The sequence below is a fragment of the Pseudomonas sp. XS1P51 genome (genome assembly GCF_054897845.1).
In genome coordinates this window covers 1,712,733-1,735,489 of sequence record NZ_CM142707.1, presented here as the reverse complement: position 1 = coordinate 1,735,489, position 22,757 = coordinate 1,712,733, and the positions used below count along the sequence as shown (strand labels likewise).

At 58.6% G+C, this 22,757-nt stretch carries 28 protein-coding genes and 1 pseudogene; 10 read left to right on the top strand and 19 right to left on the bottom strand.

Annotation, left to right across the window (positions count from 1 at the left end; genetic code table 11):
• Positions 1 to 26: 26 nt before the first annotated feature.
• The gene (locus ACYZUD_RS07925; protein WP_462023439.1) at positions 27 to 737 is read left to right on the top strand and encodes a TetR/AcrR family transcriptional regulator; all 711 of its coding nucleotides are present in this window, start codon (positions 27 to 29) and stop codon (positions 735 to 737) included.
• Here ACYZUD_RS07925 and ACYZUD_RS07920 read toward each other — a convergent pair.
• The 8 genes from ACYZUD_RS07920 to ACYZUD_RS07885 all read right to left on the bottom strand — a co-directional run bounded on the left by ACYZUD_RS07920 (position 715) and on the right by ACYZUD_RS07885 (position 6,944).
• Positions 715 to 999 (bottom strand): hypothetical protein, encoded by a 285-nt coding sequence (locus ACYZUD_RS07920; RefSeq protein WP_462023438.1) that lies wholly within the window; start codon positions 997 to 999, stop codon positions 715 to 717. The two genes, ACYZUD_RS07925 and ACYZUD_RS07920, sit on opposite strands and share 23 nt — an antisense overlap.
• A 312-nt stretch (positions 1,000 to 1,311) precedes the next feature.
• The gene (locus tag ACYZUD_RS07915; RefSeq protein ID WP_462023437.1) at positions 1,312 to 1,542 is read right to left on the bottom strand and encodes a hypothetical protein; all 231 of its coding nucleotides are present in this window, start codon (positions 1,540 to 1,542) and stop codon (positions 1,312 to 1,314) included.
• 115 nt (positions 1,543 to 1,657) lie between these two features.
• On the bottom strand, positions 1,658 to 1,879 hold the full coding sequence (locus ACYZUD_RS07910; RefSeq protein ID WP_462023436.1) for a hypothetical protein: 222 nt from the start codon (positions 1,877 to 1,879) through the stop codon (positions 1,658 to 1,660).
• Between the two features lie 72 nt (positions 1,880 to 1,951).
• Positions 1,952 to 3,022: a DNA topoisomerase IB gene (locus tag ACYZUD_RS07905; RefSeq protein WP_462023434.1), complete on the bottom strand. Its 1,071-nt coding sequence runs from the start codon at positions 3,020 to 3,022 to the stop codon at positions 1,952 to 1,954.
• Between the two features lie 75 nt (positions 3,023 to 3,097).
• Complete coding sequence (modC, locus tag ACYZUD_RS07900) at positions 3,098 to 4,177, bottom strand: molybdenum ABC transporter ATP-binding protein (RefSeq protein ID WP_462023433.1); 1,080 nt, start codon at positions 4,175 to 4,177, stop codon at positions 3,098 to 3,100.
• Positions 4,178 to 4,180: 3 nt separating this feature from the next.
• Positions 4,181 to 4,861, bottom strand: coding sequence for a molybdate ABC transporter permease subunit (modB, locus tag ACYZUD_RS07895; RefSeq protein WP_462023432.1), 681 nt, complete (start codon positions 4,859 to 4,861; stop codon positions 4,181 to 4,183).
• Positions 4,862 to 5,629 carry a molybdate ABC transporter substrate-binding protein gene (modA, locus tag ACYZUD_RS07890; RefSeq protein ID WP_462023431.1) on the bottom strand — a complete coding sequence of 256 codons (768 nt, stop codon included), beginning with the start codon at positions 5,627 to 5,629 and terminating at the stop codon, positions 4,862 to 4,864. It lies immediately after the preceding gene.
• Between the two features lie 250 nt (positions 5,630 to 5,879).
• Entirely contained in the window at positions 5,880 to 6,944 is a 1,065-nt protein-coding gene (locus ACYZUD_RS07885; protein WP_462023430.1) for an NAD(P)H-dependent flavin oxidoreductase, read from the bottom strand.
• Between the two features lie 296 nt (positions 6,945 to 7,240).
• Here ACYZUD_RS07885 and acuI point away from each other — a divergent pair, with 296 nt between their 5' ends.
• Positions 7,241 to 8,224: an acrylyl-CoA reductase (NADPH) gene (acuI, locus tag ACYZUD_RS07880; protein ID WP_462023429.1), complete on the top strand. Its 984-nt coding sequence runs from the start codon at positions 7,241 to 7,243 to the stop codon at positions 8,222 to 8,224.
• Positions 8,225 to 8,307: 83 nt separating this feature from the next.
• Here acuI and ada read toward each other — a convergent pair whose 3' ends face one another.
• From ada to ACYZUD_RS07850, 6 genes and pseudogenes are all read right to left on the bottom strand, one after another.
• Positions 8,308 to 9,372 carry a bifunctional DNA-binding transcriptional regulator/O6-methylguanine-DNA methyltransferase Ada gene (ada, locus tag ACYZUD_RS07875; protein ID WP_462023428.1) on the bottom strand — a complete coding sequence of 355 codons (1,065 nt, stop codon included), beginning with the start codon at positions 9,370 to 9,372 and terminating at the stop codon, positions 8,308 to 8,310.
• Positions 9,373 to 9,459: 87 nt separating this feature from the next.
• A pseudogene (alkB, locus tag ACYZUD_RS07870) lies at positions 9,460 to 10,139 on the bottom strand (DNA oxidative demethylase AlkB).
• A complete protein-coding gene (locus ACYZUD_RS07865) occupies positions 10,129 to 10,833 on the bottom strand; it encodes a 2OG-Fe(II) oxygenase (RefSeq protein WP_462023427.1) in 705 nt (234 codons plus the stop codon). Before ACYZUD_RS07865 ends, alkB begins: the two are co-directional and overlap by 11 nt.
• Positions 10,830 to 11,336 carry a methylated-DNA--[protein]-cysteine S-methyltransferase gene (locus ACYZUD_RS07860; RefSeq protein ID WP_462023426.1) on the bottom strand — a complete coding sequence of 169 codons (507 nt, stop codon included), beginning with the start codon at positions 11,334 to 11,336 and terminating at the stop codon, positions 10,830 to 10,832. The genes ACYZUD_RS07865 and ACYZUD_RS07860 overlap by 4 nt, the downstream gene beginning before the upstream one ends.
• 126 nt (positions 11,337 to 11,462) lie before the next feature.
• Positions 11,463 to 11,633: a hypothetical protein gene (locus tag ACYZUD_RS07855; protein WP_462023425.1), complete on the bottom strand. Its 171-nt coding sequence runs from the start codon at positions 11,631 to 11,633 to the stop codon at positions 11,463 to 11,465.
• Between the two features lie 36 nt (positions 11,634 to 11,669).
• Entirely contained in the window at positions 11,670 to 11,972 is a 303-nt protein-coding gene (locus tag ACYZUD_RS07850) for a DUF1883 domain-containing protein (protein WP_008065357.1), read from the bottom strand.
• 213 nt (positions 11,973 to 12,185) lie between these two features.
• Here ACYZUD_RS07850 and ACYZUD_RS07845 point away from each other — a divergent pair, with 213 nt between their 5' ends.
• Positions 12,186 to 12,545, top strand: coding sequence for a hypothetical protein (locus ACYZUD_RS07845; RefSeq protein ID WP_462023424.1), 360 nt, complete (start codon positions 12,186 to 12,188; stop codon positions 12,543 to 12,545).
• Between the two features lie 71 nt (positions 12,546 to 12,616).
• Entirely contained in the window at positions 12,617 to 12,847 is a 231-nt protein-coding gene (locus ACYZUD_RS07840) for a hypothetical protein (protein ID WP_462023423.1), read from the top strand.
• 11 nt (positions 12,848 to 12,858) lie between these two features.
• Here ACYZUD_RS07840 and ACYZUD_RS07835 read toward each other — a convergent pair whose 3' ends face one another.
• On the bottom strand, positions 12,859 to 13,140 hold the full coding sequence (locus ACYZUD_RS07835) for a hypothetical protein (protein ID WP_462023422.1): 282 nt from the start codon (positions 13,138 to 13,140) through the stop codon (positions 12,859 to 12,861).
• A gap of 142 nt (positions 13,141 to 13,282) precedes the next feature.
• Entirely contained in the window at positions 13,283 to 13,471 is a 189-nt protein-coding gene (locus ACYZUD_RS07830) for a hypothetical protein (protein ID WP_462023421.1), read from the bottom strand.
• Between the two features lie 270 nt (positions 13,472 to 13,741).
• On the opposite strand from ACYZUD_RS07830, the gene galU reads away from it, so the two are divergent.
• Positions 13,742 to 14,581 carry a UTP--glucose-1-phosphate uridylyltransferase GalU gene (galU, locus tag ACYZUD_RS07825; protein ID WP_010460715.1) on the top strand — a complete coding sequence of 280 codons (840 nt, stop codon included), beginning with the start codon at positions 13,742 to 13,744 and terminating at the stop codon, positions 14,579 to 14,581.
• Between the two features lie 130 nt (positions 14,582 to 14,711).
• Entirely contained in the window at positions 14,712 to 16,070 is a 1,359-nt protein-coding gene (gene gorA / locus ACYZUD_RS07820) for a glutathione-disulfide reductase (RefSeq protein WP_462023420.1), read from the top strand.
• On the opposite strand, the gene ACYZUD_RS07815 is transcribed toward gorA, so the two are convergent.
• Positions 16,067 to 17,077: a DNA-binding protein gene (locus ACYZUD_RS07815; protein ID WP_462023419.1), complete on the bottom strand. Its 1,011-nt coding sequence runs from the start codon at positions 17,075 to 17,077 to the stop codon at positions 16,067 to 16,069. The genes gorA and ACYZUD_RS07815 overlap by 4 nt on opposite strands.
• 288 nt (positions 17,078 to 17,365) lie before the next feature.
• Between ACYZUD_RS07815 and ACYZUD_RS07810 the strand changes: the two genes are divergently transcribed.
• From ACYZUD_RS07810 to ahpF, 3 genes are all read left to right on the top strand, one after another.
• A complete protein-coding gene (locus ACYZUD_RS07810) occupies positions 17,366 to 18,304 on the top strand; it encodes a site-specific integrase (RefSeq protein ID WP_462023418.1) in 939 nt (312 codons plus the stop codon).
• Positions 18,305 to 18,442: 138 nt separating this feature from the next.
• On the top strand, positions 18,443 to 19,006 hold the full coding sequence (gene ahpC / locus ACYZUD_RS07805; RefSeq protein ID WP_008155117.1) for an alkyl hydroperoxide reductase subunit C: 564 nt from the start codon (positions 18,443 to 18,445) through the stop codon (positions 19,004 to 19,006).
• A gap of 123 nt (positions 19,007 to 19,129) precedes the next feature.
• Positions 19,130 to 20,695 (top strand): alkyl hydroperoxide reductase subunit F, encoded by a 1,566-nt coding sequence (gene ahpF / locus ACYZUD_RS07800; protein ID WP_462023417.1) that lies wholly within the window; start codon positions 19,130 to 19,132, stop codon positions 20,693 to 20,695.
• A 149-nt stretch (positions 20,696 to 20,844) separates the two neighbouring features.
• Here the strand turns inward: ahpF and gloA are convergent, their stop codons facing one another.
• Complete coding sequence (gene gloA, locus ACYZUD_RS07795) at positions 20,845 to 21,366, bottom strand: lactoylglutathione lyase (protein WP_033055156.1); 522 nt, start codon at positions 21,364 to 21,366, stop codon at positions 20,845 to 20,847.
• 145 nt (positions 21,367 to 21,511) lie between these two features.
• Between gloA and ACYZUD_RS07790 the strand changes: the two genes are divergently transcribed.
• Complete coding sequence (locus ACYZUD_RS07790; RefSeq protein ID WP_462023416.1) at positions 21,512 to 22,036, top strand: DUF4946 domain-containing protein; 525 nt, start codon at positions 21,512 to 21,514, stop codon at positions 22,034 to 22,036.
• A 176-nt stretch (positions 22,037 to 22,212) separates the two neighbouring features.
• Here the strand turns inward: ACYZUD_RS07790 and ACYZUD_RS07785 are convergent, their stop codons facing one another.
• Complete coding sequence (locus tag ACYZUD_RS07785) at positions 22,213 to 22,578, bottom strand: histone-like nucleoid-structuring protein, MvaT/MvaU family (protein ID WP_008075430.1); 366 nt, start codon at positions 22,576 to 22,578, stop codon at positions 22,213 to 22,215.
• Positions 22,579 to 22,757 lie beyond the last annotated feature (179 nt).

Below are 22,757 nucleotides of genomic sequence, written 5' to 3'. Positions count from 1 at the left end.
CATGTTATTGATCGGGAAGCACGCCAGTGCCCAGGAAAACCACCGAACAACCCGAGCGGCCGACTTCAGAGCCGACCCGACGTAACCCCACGCAACAGCGTAGCCGTGAGCGTCAGGAGCGGATTCTGGCGGCGGCCACTCAATTGATCGCGACCAAGGGCAGCGATCAGACAAAAATGAGTGAAATCGCCGAGCGCTCCGAGATTTCCATCGGGTCTCTTTATCAGTATTTCCCCGACAAGAGTTCGGTCATCCGCACGTTGGCCGAGCGCTACAACGCGCAAAGCCGTCGCTGTATCGAAGAGGCGTTGGGGGCAGTCGAGGATGCGCCGGGGTTGCAAGCAGCCTATTCGGAGCTGCTCGATCAGTATTACGAGATCGTTCTTGAATCGCCGGCGATGCGGGATATCTGGTCCGGCATGCAGGCAGACAAGCAGCTCATGGCGTTGGAACTGAAGGAAAGTCGTGTTGCTGGCGGGTTATTGGCCGACGCGATGCTTCGGGTGTACCCCGGCAGCGATGCGCAGCAGGTTCAGGCGTCTGCGTTTCTGATCTGGCATCTGGGCGAAGCGACCATGCGGTTGGCCATCTCGTGCCCGCCTGAGGAGGGGCGAAGCTTGGTCGAGTCCTTCAAGCGCCTGTCGTTACGCGAGATCATGGCGTCCGCTTCAGCGGCTGGACCCAATGAACTCGAGCCAGCCGCCGACGTGTCGGTTAAACGAACGGTTGACCGGTGAAACCACGAGGCAATCTTTGCAGCCCGTCCATGGCGGTAAGACGCTGAACCCAGGCGGCCCGCCAATCATTGGCGGTATGGGTGACCTTGGCTTTGCGTGCGGCGCGACGAGCAGCGTTGCGCTGGTCTTTACGCGCGTCCTTGAATGCATCGGTATTACGGCAGCTTCTGCATTTCACCCGGGTAAGTTCGCTGGTTGAGGTGAGTTTGCTGCCTTTGTGACCACAGGCCAGATGCCCGCCGACTTTGAAGTGAGTGACCATTGGAACGTCTCCTTGGTGACGTATGATCGTTTGACCTCCAGCGGCCAGTGACGTTCGTTACCTTTACAGCGGACAAAAAAAGGCCCGCATGCGGGCGGGCCAAGGGATTCTTCATTAGGAGTAGGTCCACTGTAGGGCCTGAGATGTGAAGGCTGTGTGAAATGTGGGCAGGCAGCAACGAAAAAGCCCAGCGCCAGGCCGGGTCAGGGAAGTAGTTGGAGGCGATCAGGCAAGGACGCACCCGGTGACGAAATGTCGCCGTTCATGCGTCCTGAATCAGGCCGTGCTCTTGAGTCCGGAGTCCAGGTCGAATCATCTGAACTTTGGCAGGGGCGGGTCGACAGGTTTGAGCGACGACAACGTATTGCGAATCAGTGGCGCGTCCTTCTCGATGTCGTTCAATCGATCACGAATTCTGAGGGCGGTCGGATGTCCGCCTTGATGATCGACCCAGTCGGCGATTTCCTTGCACGCCGCAGCCAAGCGAGCCTGGCGAGAGTCAAGCAGGGTGAGCAGGGTGGTGATGGACTCTTTTTCGGACATGGCAAACACCTCCGTTCAAGAAACCTGGCAGATGGCAACAAAAAGCCCGCTTGGAGCGAGCTTTCTGCCGATGGGGTCGCTGGTCCTTCAGCTGCTTTCAGTATAGACCCTGACTTCAGCCTTGTCGGGCCGTCACTTGTGATCTGGCATTGAGCTGCAGGCAGGCTCGCTGGGCGTCTTCCTCAAAATCAAAACCGTCTCCGATGAAGCCGCGAGTGCGAGTATCGGCGATGCGATACCAGACAGCGGCGTCGGGAGGCTGGTGACTGACTTCCCCGGCTCGACGGCCATGAATGATGATCTTGTTGCAGCGCTTAACGACGAAAATGTCTTCCATGGCATCACCGCAGCTGATTCATGTTCACATCAACTATAGAAGCCATTTGCGATCGTGCAAAAAATGGACAGGTCAGTTCGTCGGTTCAACCACTGCGCCAGGCGCTGGCGACGCCTCAGTCGACTCGACCATTTTCTCTAAAAACATCGCCAATCCGACTTCCTCGGCCCTCAGCCCTTTGCGTGTTCTCGGGCGTGGCAACTCGGCCAACGCACCCAGGAGAAAACCATCCAGCACCGCCGGGTGGATGTAACACTTGCGGCAGACCGCCGGGGTGTTGCCCAGTTGCCTGGCGACGTTCTTGACCATCTCCACCACATGCCGCTTCGCGTCCGACTCCGGCTCCCACTGCAATTCGCGCAATACCGACAGCGCCAGGGCACTGCCGGCCCAGGTGCGGTAGTCCTTGGCGGTAAAGTCTGCGCCGGTGAGGGTTTGTAGATAGGCGTTAACGTCGGAGGAGCTGACGGTGTGCCGCTCACCGTTTTCATCCAGATACTGAAACAGGTTTTGCCCCGGAATCTCCAGGCAGCGCTTGATGATCCGCGCCAGGCGACGGTCTTTCACGGTGATCTGATGTTCGACGCCGCTCTTGCCGCGAAACTGGAACAGGATCGCGCTGCCGTTGACCTCGACGTGACGGCTGCGCAGGGTGGTCAGGCCGTAGGAACGGTTGTCCCGGGCATACTGGGTGTTGCCGACACGGATTAGCGTCGCATCGAGCAAGGTGATGACTGTGGCCATGACCTTGTCACGGCTGAAGCCGGGGGCCGCCAGCAGGGCTTCCAGTTGTTTGCGCAACTTCGGCAAGGCGAGTCCGAAATCCCGCAGGCGCGAGTATTTGTCGGCATCGCGCACCTCTCGCCAGCGCGGGTGATAACGGTATTGCTTGCGACCCCGAGCATCGCGGCCGGTGGCTTGCAGATGACCGCGCGGGTCGGCGCAGATCCATACATCGGTGTAGGCCGGGGGCACGGCCAGCGCGTTGATGCGTTTGATCTCGTCCGGGTCAGTGATGCGCTGGCCCTTCGGATCGAAATAGCAGAACTTGCCGCGCAGTTTTTTACGGGTGATGCCGGGCACGGTGTCATCGACGTAATGCAGGTCAGGCGGCAGCACATCAAGCAGCGCGGTATCGGGCATGGCGGTAGTCCTTGGCGACGAATCAGGGGCCATTACAGCCATTGACCGCGCACCGATGCAGTCGTGCCAGCGGATTTACGCCAGCACCGCCACCGCTTTGATCTGCGCCCAGAGTTGCTGCCCGGGGTGCACGCCCAACTGGTCTCGGGAGTAGCGGGTGATCCGTGCCAGCAGCGGTGTACCGGCAGCATCCAGACGAATCAGCACGTGGGCGGCGTTGTCCGCGCCCATCTCACTGATCACGGTCACCGGCAGGCGATTGAGGATGCTGCTTTGCTCGACGCTTTGCAGGCTCAGGCTGACATCCCGCGCCTGGACCTTGCAGCGAAGCGCCTGGCCGGCGTCCATCGGCGTGTGCGCCACACGAATGTTCAGGGCCGTATCGGGCAGTTGCAGGGTCAGCAATTGATAGTCGGCGTCATAGGCACTCACGTGACCCTCGATCACCACGCCCGCGTCATCGCCCAGCGCCAGCGGCAGGTCGAGCCGCGCCAGGGTTTCGCCGATCGGGCCGCTGGCCAGTGCCTTGCCGTCGCTGAGCAGGACGATGTGGTCGGCCAGCCGCGCGACTTCATCCTGGGAGTGGCTGACGTACAGCACCGGGATGTCCAGTTCATCGTGCAGTCGTTGCAGGTAGGGCAGGATTTCGCTTTTGCGTTGAGCGTCCAGCGCGGCCAGCGGTTCGTCCATCAGCAACAGTTTCGGACTGGTCAGCAACGCGCGGGCGATGCCGACGCGCTGCCGTTCACCGCCCGAAAGGTGCTGCGGGTGGCGATCCAGCAAATGGCCGATCCCGAGCAGTTCAGTCGCGTGGGTCATGTCCACCCGGCGCTGTTGTTTCGGGATGCGCTTGAGGCCGAATTCCAGGTTGGCCAGCACCGAAAGATGCGCAAACAGGCTGGCTTCCTGAAAGACGTAACCCAACGCGCGTTTGTGCGGCGGGACGAAAATCTTCTTGTCGCTGTCCTGCCAGACCTCATCGTTGACCTGGATAAAACCCTGTTCGGCCCGTTCCAGGCCCGCAATGCAGCGCAGGCAGGTGGTTTTGCCTGAACCGGAGTGTCCGTACAGTGCGGTGATGCCGCGACCGGGCAATTGCAGGTCCACATCCAGGGCGAACCCCGAATACTTCAGTTTCATGCGCGTATGGATCATTGATCAGCTCCAGCCCGCTTTGGTTTTGCGGCTGGAGTAGAGCGCCAGCAACACGGTAAACGAGAACACCAGCATCGCCCCGGCCAGCCAATGGGCCTGGGCGTATTCCATGGCTTCGACGTGATCGTAGATCTGCACCGACACCACGCGGGTCTTGTCGGGAATGTTGCCACCGATCATCAGCACCACGCCGAATTCACCGACGGTGTGGGCGAAGCCGAGAATCGCCGCCGTAATGAACCCCGGTCGGGCCAGCGGCAGGATCACGCTGAAGAATGTGTCCCAGGGATTGGCGCGCAAGGTCGCGGCCACTTCCAATGGGCGGGTGCCAATGGCGGAAAAAGCATTTTGCAGTGGCTGCACTACAAACGGCATCGAGTAGAGCACCGAGCCAATGACCAACCCTGCAAAACTGAAGGTGAGGGTGCCGAGCCCCAGCGACTGCGTGAAGTGGCCGACAAACCCGTTGGGGCCGAGCGCCAGCAACAGATAAAAACCAATCACCGTGGGCGGCAGTACCAGGGGCAGGGCGACGATCGCACCGACCGGGCCGCGCAGCCAGGATTGGGTGCGCGAGAGCCATAACGCAATCGGAGTGCCGATCACCAGCAGGATCACCGTCGTCAGCGACGCGAGTTTCAGGGTTAGCCAGATGGCGGAAAAATCGGCACTCGTTAACGTCATTTAGAGTTGGTAACCGTAGGACTTGATGACGGCCGCGGCTTTCGGACCTTTGAGGTAGTCAACCAGCGCCTTGGCGGCCGGGTTGTCCTTGCCTTTGTTGAGGATCACCGCGTCTTGTTTGATCGGGTCGTGCATGTCGGCCGGAACGATCCACGCCGAACCGCCGGTGACTTTGCCGTCTTTGTAGATCTGCGACAAGGCCACAAAGCCGATTTCGGCATTGCCTGTGGAGACGAATTGGTAAGCCTGGGTGATGTTCTGGCCTTCGACGATCTTGTCTTTGACCTTATCGGTCAGGCCCAGCTTGGCCAGCACTTGAGTCGCGGCCAGGCCATAAGGCGCGGCTTTCGGGTTGGCGATGGACAGATGCTGATACTTGTTGTCGCTCAGCACCTTGCCTTTGGCATCGACATAACCTTCCTTGGCCGACCAGAGTGCCAGGGTGCCAACGGCGTAAGTGAAACGCGAACCCTTGACGGTATCGCCTTCGGTTTCGAGTTTTTGCGGTGTGGTGTCGTCCGCCGAGAGGAACACTTCGAACGGCGCGCCATTCTTGATCTGGGTGTAGAACTGGCCGGTTGCACCAAAGGAGGTGACCAGTTTGTGCCCGGTGTCTTTCTCGAAATCGGCAGCGATGGCCTGGATCGGTGCGGTGAAGTTGGCGGCTACTGCGACCTGGACTTCATCCGCCTGGGCAGACCCGAGGGCGAACACAGCGAGCAGGCTGGCAAGGCTTGTGAGGGCAAAACGTGAGGCACGAATGGTCATGAAACGGCTCCGTCATAGGCAAATGCAGCGAGGGGGTAAACGCTATATAGCGGAATATATAGCGAATTGCCTGCAAACGGAATGTGTTGGAACTGGAATGCATTGAACGGTGGCGAGGAGGCTTGCCCCCGTTGGGGCGCGAAGCGGCCCTGAACCCTGCAACAGCGGGTTTGTAGTCAATTTTGCGACTGCTTTGCAGTCGAACGGGGGCAAGCCCCCTCGTCACAGGTTTTCACTGGCCGAAGGTGGTTCAGCGGCGAGTCAGTTTCGCCAGACCTTCCTCGGCCAGCCGCCGCGTCAGTTCCGCCGTGGTCATTTCAACACCCAGCGTGAACGCCTGCCCGGCCCAGAGGTTGCTGAAATCCGCTTCCCCTTTGGCGCGCAACGGCATCAACGCCCCACCCGCCAACGGAAAGGCCGGCGCTTTATCGCTCATGGGGCCGAGTTCACGCATCACCCGATTGAGAATCCCGCGCGCCGGGCGTCCGGTGAAAATGTTGGTGACGGCGGTCTCGCTTTCCTTGGCCGTGCGCAACGCCTTGTGATGAGACGCGCTGACCTTGGCCTCTGGCGTGAACAAGTACGCCGTGCCCACTTGCACCGCCGAAGCACCCAACAGAAAAGCCGCCGCCACGCCTCTTGCATCGGCAATGCCACCTGCCGCAATGACCGGCACTTTCACCGCGTCGACGATCTGGGGCACCAGGGCGAAAATCCCTACCTGGCTGCTCAAGTCGTCGCTGAGGAACATGCCCCGATGCCCACCCGCCTCGTAACCCATGGCGATGATCGCATCGCAGCCATGTTGTTCAAGCCAGACGGCTTCTTCGACGGTGGTCGCCGAAGACAGCACTTTTGCCCCGGTCGCTTTCACGCGATCCATCAGGGATTTTTCCGGGAGGCCGAAGTGGAAACTCACGACTTCGGGGCGAAGCTCTTCGATCACTTCGCAGGTCGCATTATCGAACGGCGCGCGATTGGATATTGGCGTCGGTGCATCAAAGTCGACGCCCAGTTCACGGTAATAGGGCTCCAGCAGATGCTTCCAGTCCCGAGCGCGTTGCTCATCGGCGGCGGGAGGTTGATGGCAGAAAAAGTTGACGTTGATCGGGCGCTGGCTGTGTTGGCGAATCGTTTTCAGCTCCTCGCGCAACTGCTCGGTGCTCAGCATGGCAGCGGGCATCGAACCCAGGCCGCCGGCGTTGCTCGCTGCGATCACCATGGCCGAGCCGGTGGCACCGGCCATCGGGGCCTGGATGATCGGCAGTTCGATTCCAAGCAGATCAAGAATTCGGGTGTCTGGCCATTGGCTCATTTGAAAGGTTCTCCGGCGTCAAAACAGGGCAGGGTCGGTAGAGCGGGATTTGTATCAGCAAAGACGGGCGCAAGACCAATCGAGTTTTTGAATGGGGTGCGTCCCGTTCGTTAATGCCGATGCATTCTGCCACCGACCCTCGACGGTAATATTTCCAGAGGCCTTTCAGGACCGAGAAAAAAGTCTGGTCGCCGGTGATGGACGCGCCCGGATTGGCTTAAAGTCGGGTACGGCAAAATGTTGCGGTGTGCTATTTCAACGGCATGACAACTGATTGAATCCATGAGGAGGCAGCGATGTTCAAAGGCATTTTGATCGACAAAGACGACAGCGGTTACCGGGCCACACTGCAAGAGATCAATGACGATCAACTGCCCGAGGGCGATGTGACAGTGCGTGTGGCGTACAGCACGCTGAACTTCAAGGATGGCCTGGCGATCACCGGCAGCAGCCCGGTGGTGCGTAAATTCCCGATGGTGCCGGGGATCGATCTGGCAGGCACTGTCGAAGTCAGCGGGCATCCGGACTACAAGGTTGGTGATCAGGTCGTACTCAACGGCTGGGGTGTTGGCGAAGGGCATTGGGGCGGATTGGCGCAGAAAGCCCGCTTGAACGGCAACTGGCTGATTCCGCTGCCCCGGGAATTCACTGCCGCCCAGGCGATGGCCATTGGCACGGCGGGATACACGGCGATGCTGAGCATCCTGGCGCTGGAACATAACGGCGTGACACCGGAGCAGGGCGAAGTCCTGGTAACGGGCGCCAACGGCGGTGTAGGCAGTTTCGCCATCGCCTTGTTGAGCAAGCTTGGGTTCAGGGTGGTCGCGTCCACTGGCCGTACCTCCGAGCACGATTACCTCAAGCAGTTGGGGGCCAGCGAAATCATTGACCGCGCGACGTTGTCCGAACCGGGCAAACCTCTGGCCAAGGAGCGTTGGGCGGCGGTCATTGACTCGGTCGGCAGCCACACCCTGGCCAACGCCTGTGCCAGTACGAAGGCCAACGGCACCGTGGCGGCGTGTGGTCTGGCGCAAGGCATGGACTTTCCGGCCTCCGTCGCACCGTTCATTTTACGTGGCGTGACCCTGGCCGGTATCAACAGCGTGACGCAACCCAAAGCCAAGCGGGTACTGGCCTGGAACCGTCTGGCCAAGGATCTGGACTTCGCCTTGCTGCCATTGATCAGCCACGAAATCGGTTTGAGCGAAGCCATTGACGCTGCGCCAAGGTTACTCGCCGGACAATTGCGCGGCCGCGTTGTGGTGGATGTGAATCGCTAAAAAGCAAAGATCGCAGCCGTCGGCAACTCCTACAAAAGAATGCATTCCCCTGTAGGCGCTGCCGAAGGCTGCGATCTTTTGATCTAATGGCTTTCCCGCTCCAGCAACTGCCGTTTGCGTTCCACACCCCAGCGATACCCCGACAGGTTGCCGTCGCTGCGCACCACGCGGTGACAGGGAATCGCCACCGCGAGGCTGTTCGCGCCGCAGGCCTGGGCCACGGCGCGCACGGCTTTCGGCGAGCCGATGCGCTGGGCGATATCGGCGTAGCTGGCGGTGCTGCCTGCGGGAATCTCCCGCAACGCTTGCCAGACCCGTTCCTGAAACGCCGTGCCGCGCACATCCAGGGGCAAATCCAGGCCGATGGCCGGGGCTTCGATAAAGCCGACAACCTTGGCGATCAACTGCTCGAATTCGTGATCAGCGCCAATCAGATTGGCCCGCCTAAACTTGTCTTGCAGATCGCAGACCAGTTGATGCGGATCATCCCCCAGCAGGATCGCACAAACCCCGCGTTCACTTTGCGCTACCAGAATCGCCCCGAGGGAACACTGGCCAACGGCAAACCGGATGTCGTTGTTTTGACCGGCTGCACGGTAGTCACCGGGTTTCATGCCCAGTAGCTGATCCGCCGACTCGTAGAAGCGGCTGTTGGAGTTGAAACCGGCGTCATACAGCGCGTCGGTCACCGAGCCTCCATCGGTCAACCGCTCACGAACCTTGCGTGAACGGTGGGCCGTGGCATAGCCCTTGGGCGTCAGTCCGGTCACGGTTTTGAATACGCGATGAAAGTGAAAACTGCTGAGGCCCGCAGCAACGGCCAGCTCGCTCAGCGCGGGCAGATGCTCGGCGGTTTCTATCTGGCGGCAAGCGGCGGCCACGGTCGCGGCGTGTTGCGCGGCGACGTCACTTTGATCTTTCGCGGCTCGTTTACTCGGGCGGTAACCTGCTGCCTGGGCTTGCTCGGCGGTGTCAAAGAATTCGACATTCTGCGGCTTCGGCAAACGCGCCAGACTGCTGGGGCGGCAGTAGATGCCGGTGGTTTTCACCGCATACACAAACTGCCCGTCTGCCCGGGAATCCCGCGCGACGACCGCGGCCCAGCGGGGATCGTTCTCGGTCGCGATCTTTGTCGTGTGGTTTGTCATGGCTTCATGTCCGTTGACCCGTTTGATTCAGATTAACCAGCCGACAGGGTCGCTGCACTCCGGGTCTTGCGGTCAAATTCGAGGGCGTCATCCCGCGGTACGAAAGGTGAAGTTGATCCGTTGTTCGCCCAGGCGTGGGTGCTGGCCCTCCTTGATCGGCAAGACCCCGTGATAACGCAAGCGATCGACGCCACCCCAGACCACGATGTCGCCATGTAACAGCGGTACCCGTTGGCTTTTATCACTGCGCGCAAAACCACCGAACAGGAACATCGCCGGCAACCCCAGGGATACCGAAACAATCGGCGCTGCGTAGGAACCTTCGTTCTTGTCCTGGTGCAATGACATCTTTGCGCCGGGGACATAACGGTTGATCAGGCAGGAATCAGGCACGAAATCCATAAACCCTGCTTCCCGCGCCGCCGCTTGTGCCAATTCGAAAAACACCCCGGGCATCTTCGGCCAGGGTTGGCCCGTCTGCGGATCATGGCGAGTGTAGCGGTAGCCGCTGCGATCGGTGGTCCAGCCCAACGTCCCGCAACTGCTCAAAGCCACCGACATGGTGAAGCCGCCCGGCGTGATCATCTGCCGAAACGGCGCAGCCACCAGAACCGCTTCCAGTGCGGGCAGCAACTGATCCAGCCAGGGAGGGCAAAGCCTCGCAATACGTAGGACTGTTCGCCAATTTGCTCGCGCCGAGGCTGTTGTTCGGGTTCCGCGTCGGCAAACAGATCGAAGGTGGTCGGGCTCATGGGCTCATAACGCATCGTGAAAGATGATTCCAAGGGTATGCCGTTTTCCGCTGTGCAGGCGACTCACGCCGTGGCGCAGGGTCACGCGATAGTAGCCCCGGACACCTTTGACCGGTCGTTGGTTGACGGCAAAGATCAGCCCGTCGCCTTTCTTCAGACCGATCACCTGCGGACGCGACTGCATCCGTGGGCGCTGTTCGGTCAGCACGAACTCGCCGCCGGTGAAATCTGCTTCAGGTTCTGACAGAAGAATCGCCACTTGCAGCGGGAATACATGTTCGCCGTACAGATCCTGATGAAGGCAGTTGTAGTCCTGAGGTCCATATTGCAGCAATAACGGCGTTGGGCGTTCCTGACCGGCGGCATGGCAGCGTTCCAGAAAGGCTTCGTGGGTTTCGGGGAAGCGGGTTGGCAGGTCCATGCGCTCGTACCAGCGATTGGCAATCGGCACCAGGCGAGGGTAGAGCGCGCTGCGCAAACGGGCGACGAAATCCGGCAGCGGGTACCTGAAGTATTTGTACTCGCCACGGCCAAAACCGTGACGAGCCATGACCACTTGCGAGCGAAACGGCTCGGGTCGGGCGTACAGGGCGCTGATTTCATCGCAGGTCTCGCGGCTGACAAGCGACCTGATGATCGCGCAGCCATCCTGATCCAGTTGCTGTTCCAGCGTGACCCAGTCCAGCTCATCGAGGGATTGCTCGCTCATTGCTGCGCCTCGTAATCCAGCAATTGCCGTTTGCGTTCCAGTCCCCAACGGTAGCCGCCGAGGCTGCCATCCTGACGCAGTACCCGATGGCAAGGCACGATCACCGCCAGCGGGTTCGCGCCGCAGGCATTGGCCACCGCGCGAAAGGCTTTGGGTTGACCCAGTTGCCGCGCAATGTCCTGGTAGCTGGCGGTTTCACCGAGCGGTATTTGTCGCAGGGCGTCCCAGACTCGCCGTTGAAAAACGCTGCCCGCCAGGTCCAGCGGCAGGTCGAGGGCGGTGCGAGGGTTTTCGAGGTGGTGCAGGGTTTGCTCCAGCGCAGGCACCAGGCTTTCATCGCGCTGTGGCGCTGGTTTGCCGGGGAAGCGCCGCGCGAGGTCGAGTTCCAGCGTCGCCAGGTCATCGCCGAGCAGCGACGCGCACAGCCCTTTGTCGCTGAAGGCCAACAGCAGGATGCCAAGGCTGGAAGTACCACTGATGTAGTGAATCGAGGAAGTAGACATGTTCTGACTCCTTAACCCAAGGTTGAGGTGGCCAGTCTATGGAGCGGTGCCTGCGCGAACACTCCGGTGCTTGCGGTCGAATTTCAACGGCCGGAGCAGACGTCCATGTTGTCGCTCCGAATCCCGTTACAGCGCTTTGCTGACGCTGATTTCGCTGATGACGTCTTCGCCCTGGCCATGAATGACGTCGAGCGCGGCTTTGGCTTCTTCTTCGGTGCCGTTTTCAAGCTGGGCAAATTCGAAGCGGCGCTCGCCGTTGAGTTTGTATTTGATGACGTACTTGGTCGTTTGGGCCACGGGTCATGCCTGCCTGTATTCGTGTGGGAGCGTCACTCAGCTCAGTTTCGAGCTGGAGCGGCGAATGATCTTGATCGAGTGAGTCAGGGTCGGCTTGCGGGTCACGCTGATCGGCCGGCGGTTGACCGTGTCGATGGTGATGTTCCAGAAGCCGGTGCTCGGTGCAGTAATCCGCGCCGGGAAGGTGTCGAATGCACCACCGTGGTAAGTGTGGCGGCCGCCATTCTTGAAGCTGCGGAAATTGGCGTCGTTCATCAAGCGGATGTTGCACGTTTGGGAGCACTGGATGACGACGATGTCGTCTTCGTTGAGGTGCTCGCGCTGGTGGATAAATTTCATTAAGGCGCCTCCAGAAGGGCTTTTTCTACAAAATCAAAACGATAGCATGGGCGATTGGCGCAGTTTATCAGCCCGAAGGGGTTATTATCCGGTCGTCGAGGTCCGCTTTGACAATAAAAAACAGTTATTCGGAATTCTATGAGCGATAAACGCAACGAGCCTCGGAGAAAAACGGCATTTGTGCTGTCGGAGGGTCTTTATCGGAGGTTTTGTATGAAGTGGGGTGTGTGGGTCTTGCCGCTGGTGTTGACGATGAGTGGTTGTGCGAGTGTCTCGGAAATCAATGAGTCGCTGCCCACCATGAACGTAATTTCAGGCAAGAAGCCCCATGAATACGCGCAGTGCCTGACCGAAAAACTGGCCAGTAGCCGTGGTGCCCTGCAAGTTGAGCCGCAGGAGAAGGAAGGTGTGCGGGTTATCGTGCCGCAGAAATTCTCCGCGGGGCCCGCCGCCGTCTTCGACATCGAGGAGCGCTCCAGTGGCAGCAGCATCAAGCTGCATGAACGCATCTCCAATGTGCCGTTGCGCCCGATGGATGTCCGCAATGCCGCTACGGCGTGCATTTCCGGCTGATAGAATACCGACAGTCAGCATCGATGCCGTCAAAGCCGCGCTTTGACGGCATTGTCATTTCTGGAGTGAGCATGAAGCGAGAGCAGGTACGGGAGCGCCATGCAGAGGGTCAAATCTCTGCCACCCACGTGATTCAGAACCCGGCGGATCCGGAGGAATGGATTGTGTTTTTCAAGAAAAGCGCCGGGCGCAGTTACTTCCTGGTAGATGAAAACGATGAAGTCGAGTCCTTCAGTCGTCTCGACGATTTGATCGAGACCGTGCGCGGTCTGGGTATCAAATTCGCCGAAATTCACATGTAGGGCAGGGTGCCTTACTTGCAGACCACCACGACGCTGCGGTTCTTGTAGTTGCCGACGTCGACGCCCAGGGTCTTGTCGCTTTCCTTGGTCGAAGGCGTTCCGTCGGTACCCACGATTCGATAGCCGGTGCCGGCGCAGGAGGCATCGGCTTTTTCATAGCAGGTGGCCCAGGAATTGGCTTCACCCGAGCAGTCGATGGTCAGGCCTGTTTCGCCGTTGTCCAGGTAAGTCTTTTCGGAAGTGGCGCAGCCGCTCAGGGCCAGTACCGCAAACAGCGGTAAGAATTTATTCATGGTGTTGTCGTCGTCAGGATGATGGGGCAAAGGCTGTGACAGCGTTGGTGGCAAAAGGTTATAGCGAAAGGCCACTTCTTTGCAGTCAATCACAAAAAAGCCCTGCGCGAGGCAGGGCTTGGTCGAGAAAAACAGGTTCAGATCAAGTCTTGTCTTTGCCGCGGCGCTTGGTGGTTGGGTGTTCAAGTTGCAATACGGATGCCACTTCAATCGCCATCGCCTCGGTCGGGAACGGTCCGGCGATGTTCTCGCCACCGACGCTGTCTACCCACCACTGGCCGTCCTTCGCCTGATTGATCAGGTACCCGTTGACGCTTTTTGCTACCGACATCTAACTGCCTCGTTGACTGGTTCAATTGCGTAATGATAGCGCCAAATGCACGCAGAAGGTGCCGATGGGCGTATGGTGGTGCAGATTGTCAGTTCGGCTGACAGGCCGTGCAAGTCTGCCGGTCTCTGCTATCTATAAGAGCCAGCGGAACTATCCGCGAGAATATTTCTCTATGATGGCATCGGTTAGCCAGTGCGGGGCATTGTAAGGTGCGCGCCGCCTGATTAGACTGCGCCGAAACTCGTACACACAGCCCTTTCAAGGACTTATATGATCAAGAAATGCTTGTTCCCAGCAGCCGGTTACGGTACTCGCTTCCTGCCAGCGACTAAAGCCATGCCCAAAGAAATGCTGCCGGTGGTAAACAAGCCACTGATCCAGTACGGCGTCGAAGAAGCACTGGACGCTGGGTTGACCGAAATCTCCATCGTCACCGGTCGCGGCAAACGCGCCCTGGAAGACCACTTCGACATCAGCTACGAGCTGGAAAACCAGATCAAGGGCACCGACAAGGAAAAATACCTGGTCGGCATCCGCAAGCTGCTCGACAACTGCTCGTTCTCCTACACCCGTCAGACCGAAATGAAAGGCTTGGGCCACGCCATCCTGACTGGCCGCCCGCTGATCGGCGACGAACCTTTCGCCGTGGTCCTGGCGGATGACTTGTGCGTCAACCTCGAAGGCGACGGCGTACTGACCCAAATGGTCAAGCTGTACAAGCAGTTCCGTTGCTCGATCGTCGCCATCCAGGAAGTCGATCCGCAGGAAACTCACAAGTACGGCGTGATTGCCGGTGAGATGATCCGCGACGACATCTATCGCGTTCACAGCATGGTCGAGAAGCCAAAGCCTGAAGATGCGCCATCGAACCTGGCGATCATCGGTCGCTACATCCTGACCCCGGACATCTTCGACCTGATCGAACAGACCGAGCCAGGCAAGGGTGGTGAAATCCAGATCACCGACGCCCTGATGAAGCAAGCTCAAAACGGCTGCGTCATGGCCTACAAGTTCAAAGGCAAGCGTTTCGACTGCGGTGGCGCCGAAGGCTACATCGACGCGACCAACTTCTGCTTCGAGAACTTCTACAAGACTGGCAAGGCTTACTGATAGCGCCTGACCTGCTTGTACTGAAAAGCCACCTTCGGGTGGCTTTTTCATTTTCTGCCCCCAGATAGTGTGCAGCGCTTGCCCAACGGACGTCTGCGGGTATGCTGGTGGCCTGCCGAGGAGATTGAAAATGGCCTACGATTTTGACCTTTATGTGGTTGGCGCCGGTTCTGGCGGTGTACGGGCTGCGCGTTTTGCTGCCGGGTTTGGCGCCAAAGTGGCCGTGGCCGAGAGCCGCTACTTGGGTGGTACGTGTGTGAACGTTGGCTGTGTACCAAAAAAATTGCTGGTCTACGGCGCGCACTTCGCCGAAGACTTCGAGCAGTCTTCCGGTTTTGGCTGGATCCCGGGCGAGGCGAAGTTCGATTGGGCGACGCTGATCGCCAACAAGGATCGCGAGATCAACCGCCTGAACGGCATCTATCGCAACCTGCTGGTCAACAGCGGTGTGACGTTGCATGAAGGTCACGCCAGGATTGTCGATCCAAATACTGTCGAGATTAATGGCGAACGCTTTACCGCCAAGAACATCCTGATTGCTACGGGCGGCTGGCCGCAGATTCCGGAGATTCCGGGGCACGAGCACGCGATCAGCTCCAACCAGGCATTCTTCCTCAAAGAACTGCCCAAGCGTGTTCTGGTGGTCGGTGGCGGTTACATCGCGGTCGAATTCGCCGGGATCTTCCATGGACTGGGTGCCGAGACGACGCTGCTGTATCGCGGTGACCTGTTCCTGCGCGGCTTCGACGGTGCAGTGCGCAAGCATTTGCAGGAAGAGTTGACCAAGCGCGGCATGAGCCTGCAGTTCAATGCCGACATCGAGCGCATTGAAAAACTGGCCGACGGCAGCCTGAAAGCAACGCTCAAAGATGGTCGCGAGCTGGAGGCCGACTGCGTGTTCTACGCCACTGGCCGACGTCCGATGCTGGACAACCTGGGGCTGGAAAACACCGGCGTCAAACTCGACAAGAAAGGCTTCGTCGAGGTCGACGCGCAGTACCAGACCGCCGAGCCGTCGATCCTGGCCCTTGGCGATGTCATCGGCCGGGTTCAACTGACACCGGTCGCGCTGGCAGAAGGCATGGCCGTGGCGCGTCGTTTGTTCAAGCCTGAGCAATATCGCCCGGTGGATTACAAAATGATCCCGACGGCAGTGTTCAGCTTGCCGAATATCGGCACTGTCGGTTTGACCGAGGAAGAGGCCAGGGAAGCCGGCCACGACGTGCAGATTTTCGAAAGCCGTTTCCGCCCGATGAAGCTGACCCTGACCGATTGCCAGGAGCGCACGCTGATGAAACTGGTGGTGGATGCCAAGACCGACAAAGTGCTGGGTTGCCACATGGTTGGGCCGGATGCCGGCGAAATCGTCCAGGGCCTGGCGATTGCCTTGAAGGCTGGTGCCACCAAGCGCGACTTTGATGAAACCATCGGCGTGCACCCGACGGCCGCCGAGGAGTTCGTCACCATGCGTACGCCGGTGGCGGGTTAATCGGCCTTGGCTGCGTCTGGCGCTGTTGCAATGACAGCCGCCAGGCGCACGCTTTCTTCCAGGTTCGCCTGAGTCTTCAGTAATTCAACTTCCAGCGCTTTATTGATCTGCGACTGCTCCTCGACGTTCTGCTTCTGCGACTGGCTTTCCAGCAGTGCTGCGCGCAGGCGTTCCTGGAGGAGGGTGCGTTCGCTATCGATCCGGTTGACCTGTTCCAGCAGTTGATCCTGACGGATATGGGTTTGCTTGAGTTGTTCCTGCATCAGGCCCAGTTCCCGCAACGTGCCGCGGTTTTCGGTCAGCAGGCGCTCGTTGTCGCGATGCAACTGGGTGATTTCATCCTGACGTACGAGGGCGCTTTGCTGGGCCTGGCGCAACTCCATCTGAATCTGCTGCACCTGGCCTTCGTGGCGGCGTTGCTCCTGCTCGCGCTGCTCTTTAACGGCGTTGCGGTAGTGCTCCAGGGCATCACGGGCGTGCAGGTGTTTTTCTTCGAGGGAGCGGATCTGCTCGTCCTTGTCTTGCAAGCGTAATTCGAAGTCGGCCAGCGCCTGGTTCAGCCCGGCATTGCGGGTTTGCTCGGTCTGGAGCATGGAGAGGGTGTTTTGCAGGGTGTCAGATTCCTGCACCAGCGCCAGGCTCTGGATTTCGTACTGCTGCTGTAATTCGCTGTTGGCTTCTTGAGCATCGGTCAGCTGGCTTTCCAGCGCTTTTCGTTGTTGCTCGTACTGCTCGCGTGCCAGGTCGATGGGTTTCTGCGCCTGTTCCTTGAGGCGCTGAGCCAGGCGGGAAACCAGTCCTGCCAGCTCGTCATCGATGGGCTCGGAAGAGGGGGCTGTGGGTTCGACGCCATCATCCAGCTCCTTCAAGTACCGGTGAATGGTGGTTTTAGAGCCGGTATTGCCCATCTCGATCCGTACGGCATCGATGCTTGGGTGTTCGCCACGGGCGAGGATTGCCAGACGCGCCGTTTGAACCACTGCTTTGTTGATGCCGCCACGAGCCATGTTCTCTCCTACGATTTCGTACTGTGGTACGTACCACTGATATTTATAGTGTACCACGTTGAAAAGTAAGTTTAAATTTCTCAAATCGTAATACGGGATATACTGGTATTACCCCGTGTCAAAACGGTTCCGAGGTATTCCTCGTGCCATTTCCGTACGCAACACCCTGTAGGAGCGAGCTTGCTCGCGAAGAACCTGAGGGCGCTGCGTGCACCCAGGCAGATAGCGCCATCGTTTACGTTCATCGCGAGCAAGCCCGCTCCTACAGTCACAGCAAGGTCATTTCCCATGAGCGATCTGGATCGTTACCTGCAAGCTGCCACGCGCGACAACACCCGGCGTAGCTATCGGGCGGCGATCGAGCATTTCGAAGTCAGTTGGGGTGGTTTTTTGCCGGCAACCAGCGATAGCGTCGCCCGCTATCTGGTGGCGCATGCGGGCGTGCTGTCGATCAACACGTTGAAGTTGCGCCTGTCTGCACTGGCGCAATGGCACAACAGCCAGGGGTTTGCCGATCCCACCAAGGCACCGGTGGTGCGCAAGGTCTTCAAGGGTATTCGTGCGTTGCACCCGGCCCAGGAAAAACAGGCCGAGCCGTTGCAGCTTCAGCATCTCGAACAAGTGGTGGCCTGGCTGGAGCAGGAAGCGCAAACCGCAAAATCCGAAAATGACCGACCGGCTCTTCTGCGGGCAAGGCGCGACACGGCGCTGATCCTGCTGGGCTTCTGGCGCGGCTTTCGCAGCGATGAGTTGTGCCGCGTACAGATTGAACACGTTCAAGCGAGCGCCGGTTCGGGCATCACGCTCTACCTGCCACGCAGCAAGAGCGATCGCGAAAACCTCGGTAAGACTTACCAGACGCCAGCGCTGCAGCGTTTGTGTCCGGTGCAGGCGTACATCGCCTGGATCACCGAAGCGGCCTTGGTCCGTGGTCCGGTGTTTCGTGGTATCGATCGCTGGGGCAATTTGAGCGAGGAAGGCCTGCACGCCAACAGCGTGATTCCGTTGTTGCGCCAGGCGCTGGAGCGCGCCGGCATCCCGGCCGAGCATTACACCAGCCACTCCTTGCGGCGCGGCTTTGCCACCTGGGCGCATCAGAGCGGTTGGGATTTGAAGTCGTTGATGAGTTACGTGGGCTGGAAGGACATGAAGTCGGCCATGCGCTATGTGGAAGCCAGCCCGTTTCTCGGGATGACTCGCATCGCTGAGAAGTCGTTGACGCTCTAGAGACCGTTTTCTTCTATTAATACTGTCCGCTAATAGCGAAAACCAATCAGCAGCATGAGGTTTGCCAATGAGCCATACGTCCGTCGAGTGGGTAGAGTTCACTCCATCAACTTCTTAACCCCTGACGGAGAGTCAACGATGCCTATCATCAACAGCCAAGTTAAACCGTTCAAAGCTACCGCCTACAAAAATGGCGACTTCGTACAAGTGTCGGACGCTGACCTGAAAGGCAAGTGGTCTGTCGTGTTCTTCTACCCAGCCGATTTCACCTTCGTTTGCCCGACCGAACTGGAAGACCTGGCTGACAACTACGACGCGTTCCAGAAGCTGGGCGTCGAGATCTACAGCGTTTCCACCGATACCCACTTTGCCCACGCTGCCTGGCACAACACTTCGCCAGCCATCGGCAAAATCCAGTACACCATGATCGGCGACCCGACTCACGCTATCTCCCGCAACTTCGACGTGCTGATCGAAGAAGCCGGTCTGGCTGACCGTGGCACCTTCGTGATCAACCCTGAAGGCCAGATCAAAATCGTCGAGCTGAACGACGGTGGTGTGGGTCGTGACGCTTCCGAACTGCTGCGCAAAATCAAGGCTGCCCAGTACGTCGCTGCTCACCCAGGCCAGGTTTGCCCAGCCAAGTGGAAAGAAGGCGAGGCTACTCTGGCTCCGTCCCTGGACCTGGTCGGCAAGATCTAAGTCTGTGAATAGCATCATCAGGGCGGGTTTCCGCACCTAAGTAAGCTGCAACCGCCCTCAAAAACGCCCGGGCGAGATTCGCTCGGGCGTTTTTTTTCGATACGAACAAAGGAAATCGCCCGTATGTTGGACGCCAATCTTAAAGCCCAGTTGAAATCGTACCTGGAACGGGTCACCCAGCCGATCGAGATCGTTGCATCCCTCGACGACGGTGCGAAATCCCAGGAAATGCTCGAACTCCTGCAAGACGTTGCCAGTCTTTCCAGTCAGATTACTTTGCTCGACAACGGTGACGATGCACGTAAACCATCGTTCTCGATCAATCGCCCGGGTGCCGATATCAGCCTGCGTTTCGCCGGCATCCCGATGGGCCACGAATTCACATCCCTGGTGTTGGCCTTGTTGCAAGTCGGCGGCCATCCATCGAAAGCCAGTGTTGAAGTGATCGAACAGATCCGCTCGCTCAAAGGCGAGTTCAGCTTCGAGACTTACTTCTCGCTGTCCTGCCAGAACTGCCCGGACGTGGTCCAGGCGTTGAACCTGATGGCGGTGCTGAACCCGAACATCCGCCACGTCGCGATTGACGGCGCGCTGTTCCAGGCCGAAGTTGATGATCGCAAGATCATGGCGGTGCCAAGCATTTACTTGAACGGCGAGATTTTCGGCCAGGGGCGTATGGGCCTGGAAGAAATCCTCGCCAAGGTCGACACCAGCGGCGCCGAACGCCAAGCCGAGAAAATCAGCGCCAAAGAAGCTTTTGACGTGTTGGTCGTCGGCGGTGGCCCGGCCGGTGCTTCGGCCGCGATCTACGCTGCCCGTAAAGGCATTCGCACCGGTGTGGCGGCTGAGCGTTTTGGTGGGCAGGTGCTGGACACCATGGCCATCGAGAACTTCATCTCCGTGCAGGAAACCGAAGGGCCGAAACTGGCCAGTGCCCTCGAAGAGCACGTCAAGCAATACGACGTCGATATCATGAACTTGCAACGGGCCACTGCGCTGATTCCGGCGAAGAACCCCGGCGAGCTGCACGAAGTTCGCTTCGAAAGCGGCGCCACCCTGAAAACCAAGGCGCTGATTCTCGCCACTGGCGCCCGCTGGCGCGAAATGGGCGTGCCAGGCGAGCAGGAATACAAAGCCAAAGGCGTGTGTTTCTGCCCGCACTGTGACGGTCCGTTGTTTAAAGGCAAGCGCGTAGCGGTGATTGGCGGCGGTAACTCCGGCGTTGAGGCAGCTATCGATCTGGCGGGGATTGTCAGCCACGTCACGCTGCTGGAGTTCGACAGCAAGCTGCGCGCCGATGCGGTGCTGCAACGCAAGTTGTTCAGCCTGCCCAACGTCGATGTCATCACCAGCGCACTGACCAGTGAAGTGAAGGGCGACGGCCAGAAGGTGAGCGGTCTGGTGTACAAGGATCGCGATTCGGGTGAGTTCAACACGATCAACCTCGAAGGCATCTTCGTGCAGATCGGTCTGCTGCCGAACACCGACTGGCTCAAAGGCACCATCGAGCTGTCGCCGCGTGGCGAGATCATCGTCGATGCCCGTGGTGAAACCTCGATGCCTGGCGTGTTCGCGGCCGGTGATGTGACTACCGTGCCGTACAAGCAGATCGTGATTGCGGTGGGCGAGGGCGCCAAGGCTTCCCTGAGCGCGTTCGATCACTTGATCCGGACATCGGCCCCCGCATAAAACCGGACGCTGAAAACACAAAACCCCATGAGTGATCATGGGGTTTTTTGTGTCTGGATCAAAAGATCGCAGCCTTCGGCAGCTCCTACCTTGGGATGACTTACACCCTGTAGGAGCTGCCGAAGGCTGCGATCTTTTGATTTTTTGATTTACATCGGGGCTGGCTGAATGATCTCGACCCAGTAGGCATCCGGGTCCTTGATGAACGCCAGGCTCTTCATGCGGCCGTCGTTCAGGCGTTTCTGGAAATCGCAGCCCAGGGCTTCGAAGCGCTCACACGCGGCGACGATGTCCGGCACCGAGATGCAGATGTGGCCGAAACCTCGCGGGTCGGTATTGCCGTTGTGGTAGGCGAAGTCCGCGTCGTTCTCGGTGCCGTGGTTGTGGGTCAGTTCTAGAATGCCGGGGATCGACTTCATCCACTCGGTGCGCGCGGCCGCGTCGGCCGGGATCTGGTTTTTATCGACCAGCGCCAGGAAGTACAGGCTGAATTCGGCTTCCGGAAAGTCGCGCTTTTCCACCAACGAGAAACCCAGGATACGTGTGTAGAAATCCAGGGACTTGGTGATGTCCTTGACCCGCAGCATTGTGTGGTTGAAGACGAACTTCTGGGTGGCGGTGTCAGGTTGGGCGGTAACGCCTGGGAAGGTGTTCAATTCGTGCAGGCTCATGGGCCCTCCGGAAAATAAGTGGGGCTAACGAATGACGACAATGATACGCAAGGGCGCAGGCATCACCAAACCAAAACCGTCTGCTATTGCCTGACAGGCGGGCGAGGCTCAGACTTTACGGTTCAATCCGCGAGTATTCATTGCAATGATTCGATTCTGTAAGTCGATGTTCGTCCTGATCTGCGTGCTTTCAGGTGTTACCAGTGCTCATGCAGACGCACCGCTCGTGACATGGCCCGACGGCTGGGAGGTCGAAGCCGTTCCGCAAGATAACGCCAACACCCAGGTGTCGCGCCAGCGTGCGGTGAAAAACGATCAGGGCGGGACGCCGGTGATGGTGATGGAGTTGACCATGACTCAGGTGCAAAGCGGTCATCAGGTGAATCTGCAAGGCGTGTTGCTGGAGATGCGCAAGTCGGTACAGAAGGACTTCTTTCAAGGCGGCTATCAAAGTGTCTGCACCAAAATCCACCCGACCACTTTGAGCCGCTTATCGGCGCTGGAAACTACCTGCACGATCACGCAGAACGGTCGGCATGTGCTTTCTCAAACATTGGTCGCGGCCGTGGACGCCGATAAGGCCTATGTTCTTTCGTACGCGGGGCAAGCCGAGGTTTATAAGGCAAGTCAGGTTGAAATAGAGGCAGCTCGTAACAGCCTGAAACTTTAGTTGAAGGTTTGCGCCGTCGCCGATTTCAGCTCGTTGCGTAATCTTTAGATACCCAAAGGGATTAAGCACAAAGTTAATCAACAAGTAGCGAGTTGATCGATTCCATTCGTTGCATTTAGAGGGTATCCATGAAAAAAGCCCTGCATTGGCAGGGCTTTTTTTGTCACCGCGAGTGATTAGCCGCGCAGCCAGGAATCAACGGTAGCAGCGCCGTATTGTTCCTTCCAGGCTTTCAGGCCACGGTGGTTGCCACCCTTGGTTTCAATCAGTTCACCGGTGTGCGGATTCTGATAAACCTTGACCACGCGAGCGCGGCGGGTTTTAGGCGCCGCTGCCTGTTGCAGGCCGGATTTTGCCGGGTTCGGATCGAGAATGGCGATGATGTCGCGCAGGCTCTTGCCGTAGGTTTTCATCAGCCCCTGGAGCTTTTCTTCGAATTCGATTTCTTTCTTGAGCCCGGCATCGTTCTTCAGGGATTCCAGCTGCTTGAGCTGCTCTTGAAGGGCCTTTTCAGCTGCACGAAATTCAGCGAGTCTGGACAATATCTTTACTCCAATAGTGTGTTTGGCTGATACCAACCGCAAACAAAGCTATAAGCCAAGAGCCTTGAAGCGACTCGGTGATAGTGGCTCACCTGCCAATTTTGCACAGGCATGAAAAATTGTAGTAGTTAATTGGCCAAGAGTAAATCCTGACTTTTTCTTCATGTAACAAGAGTAGT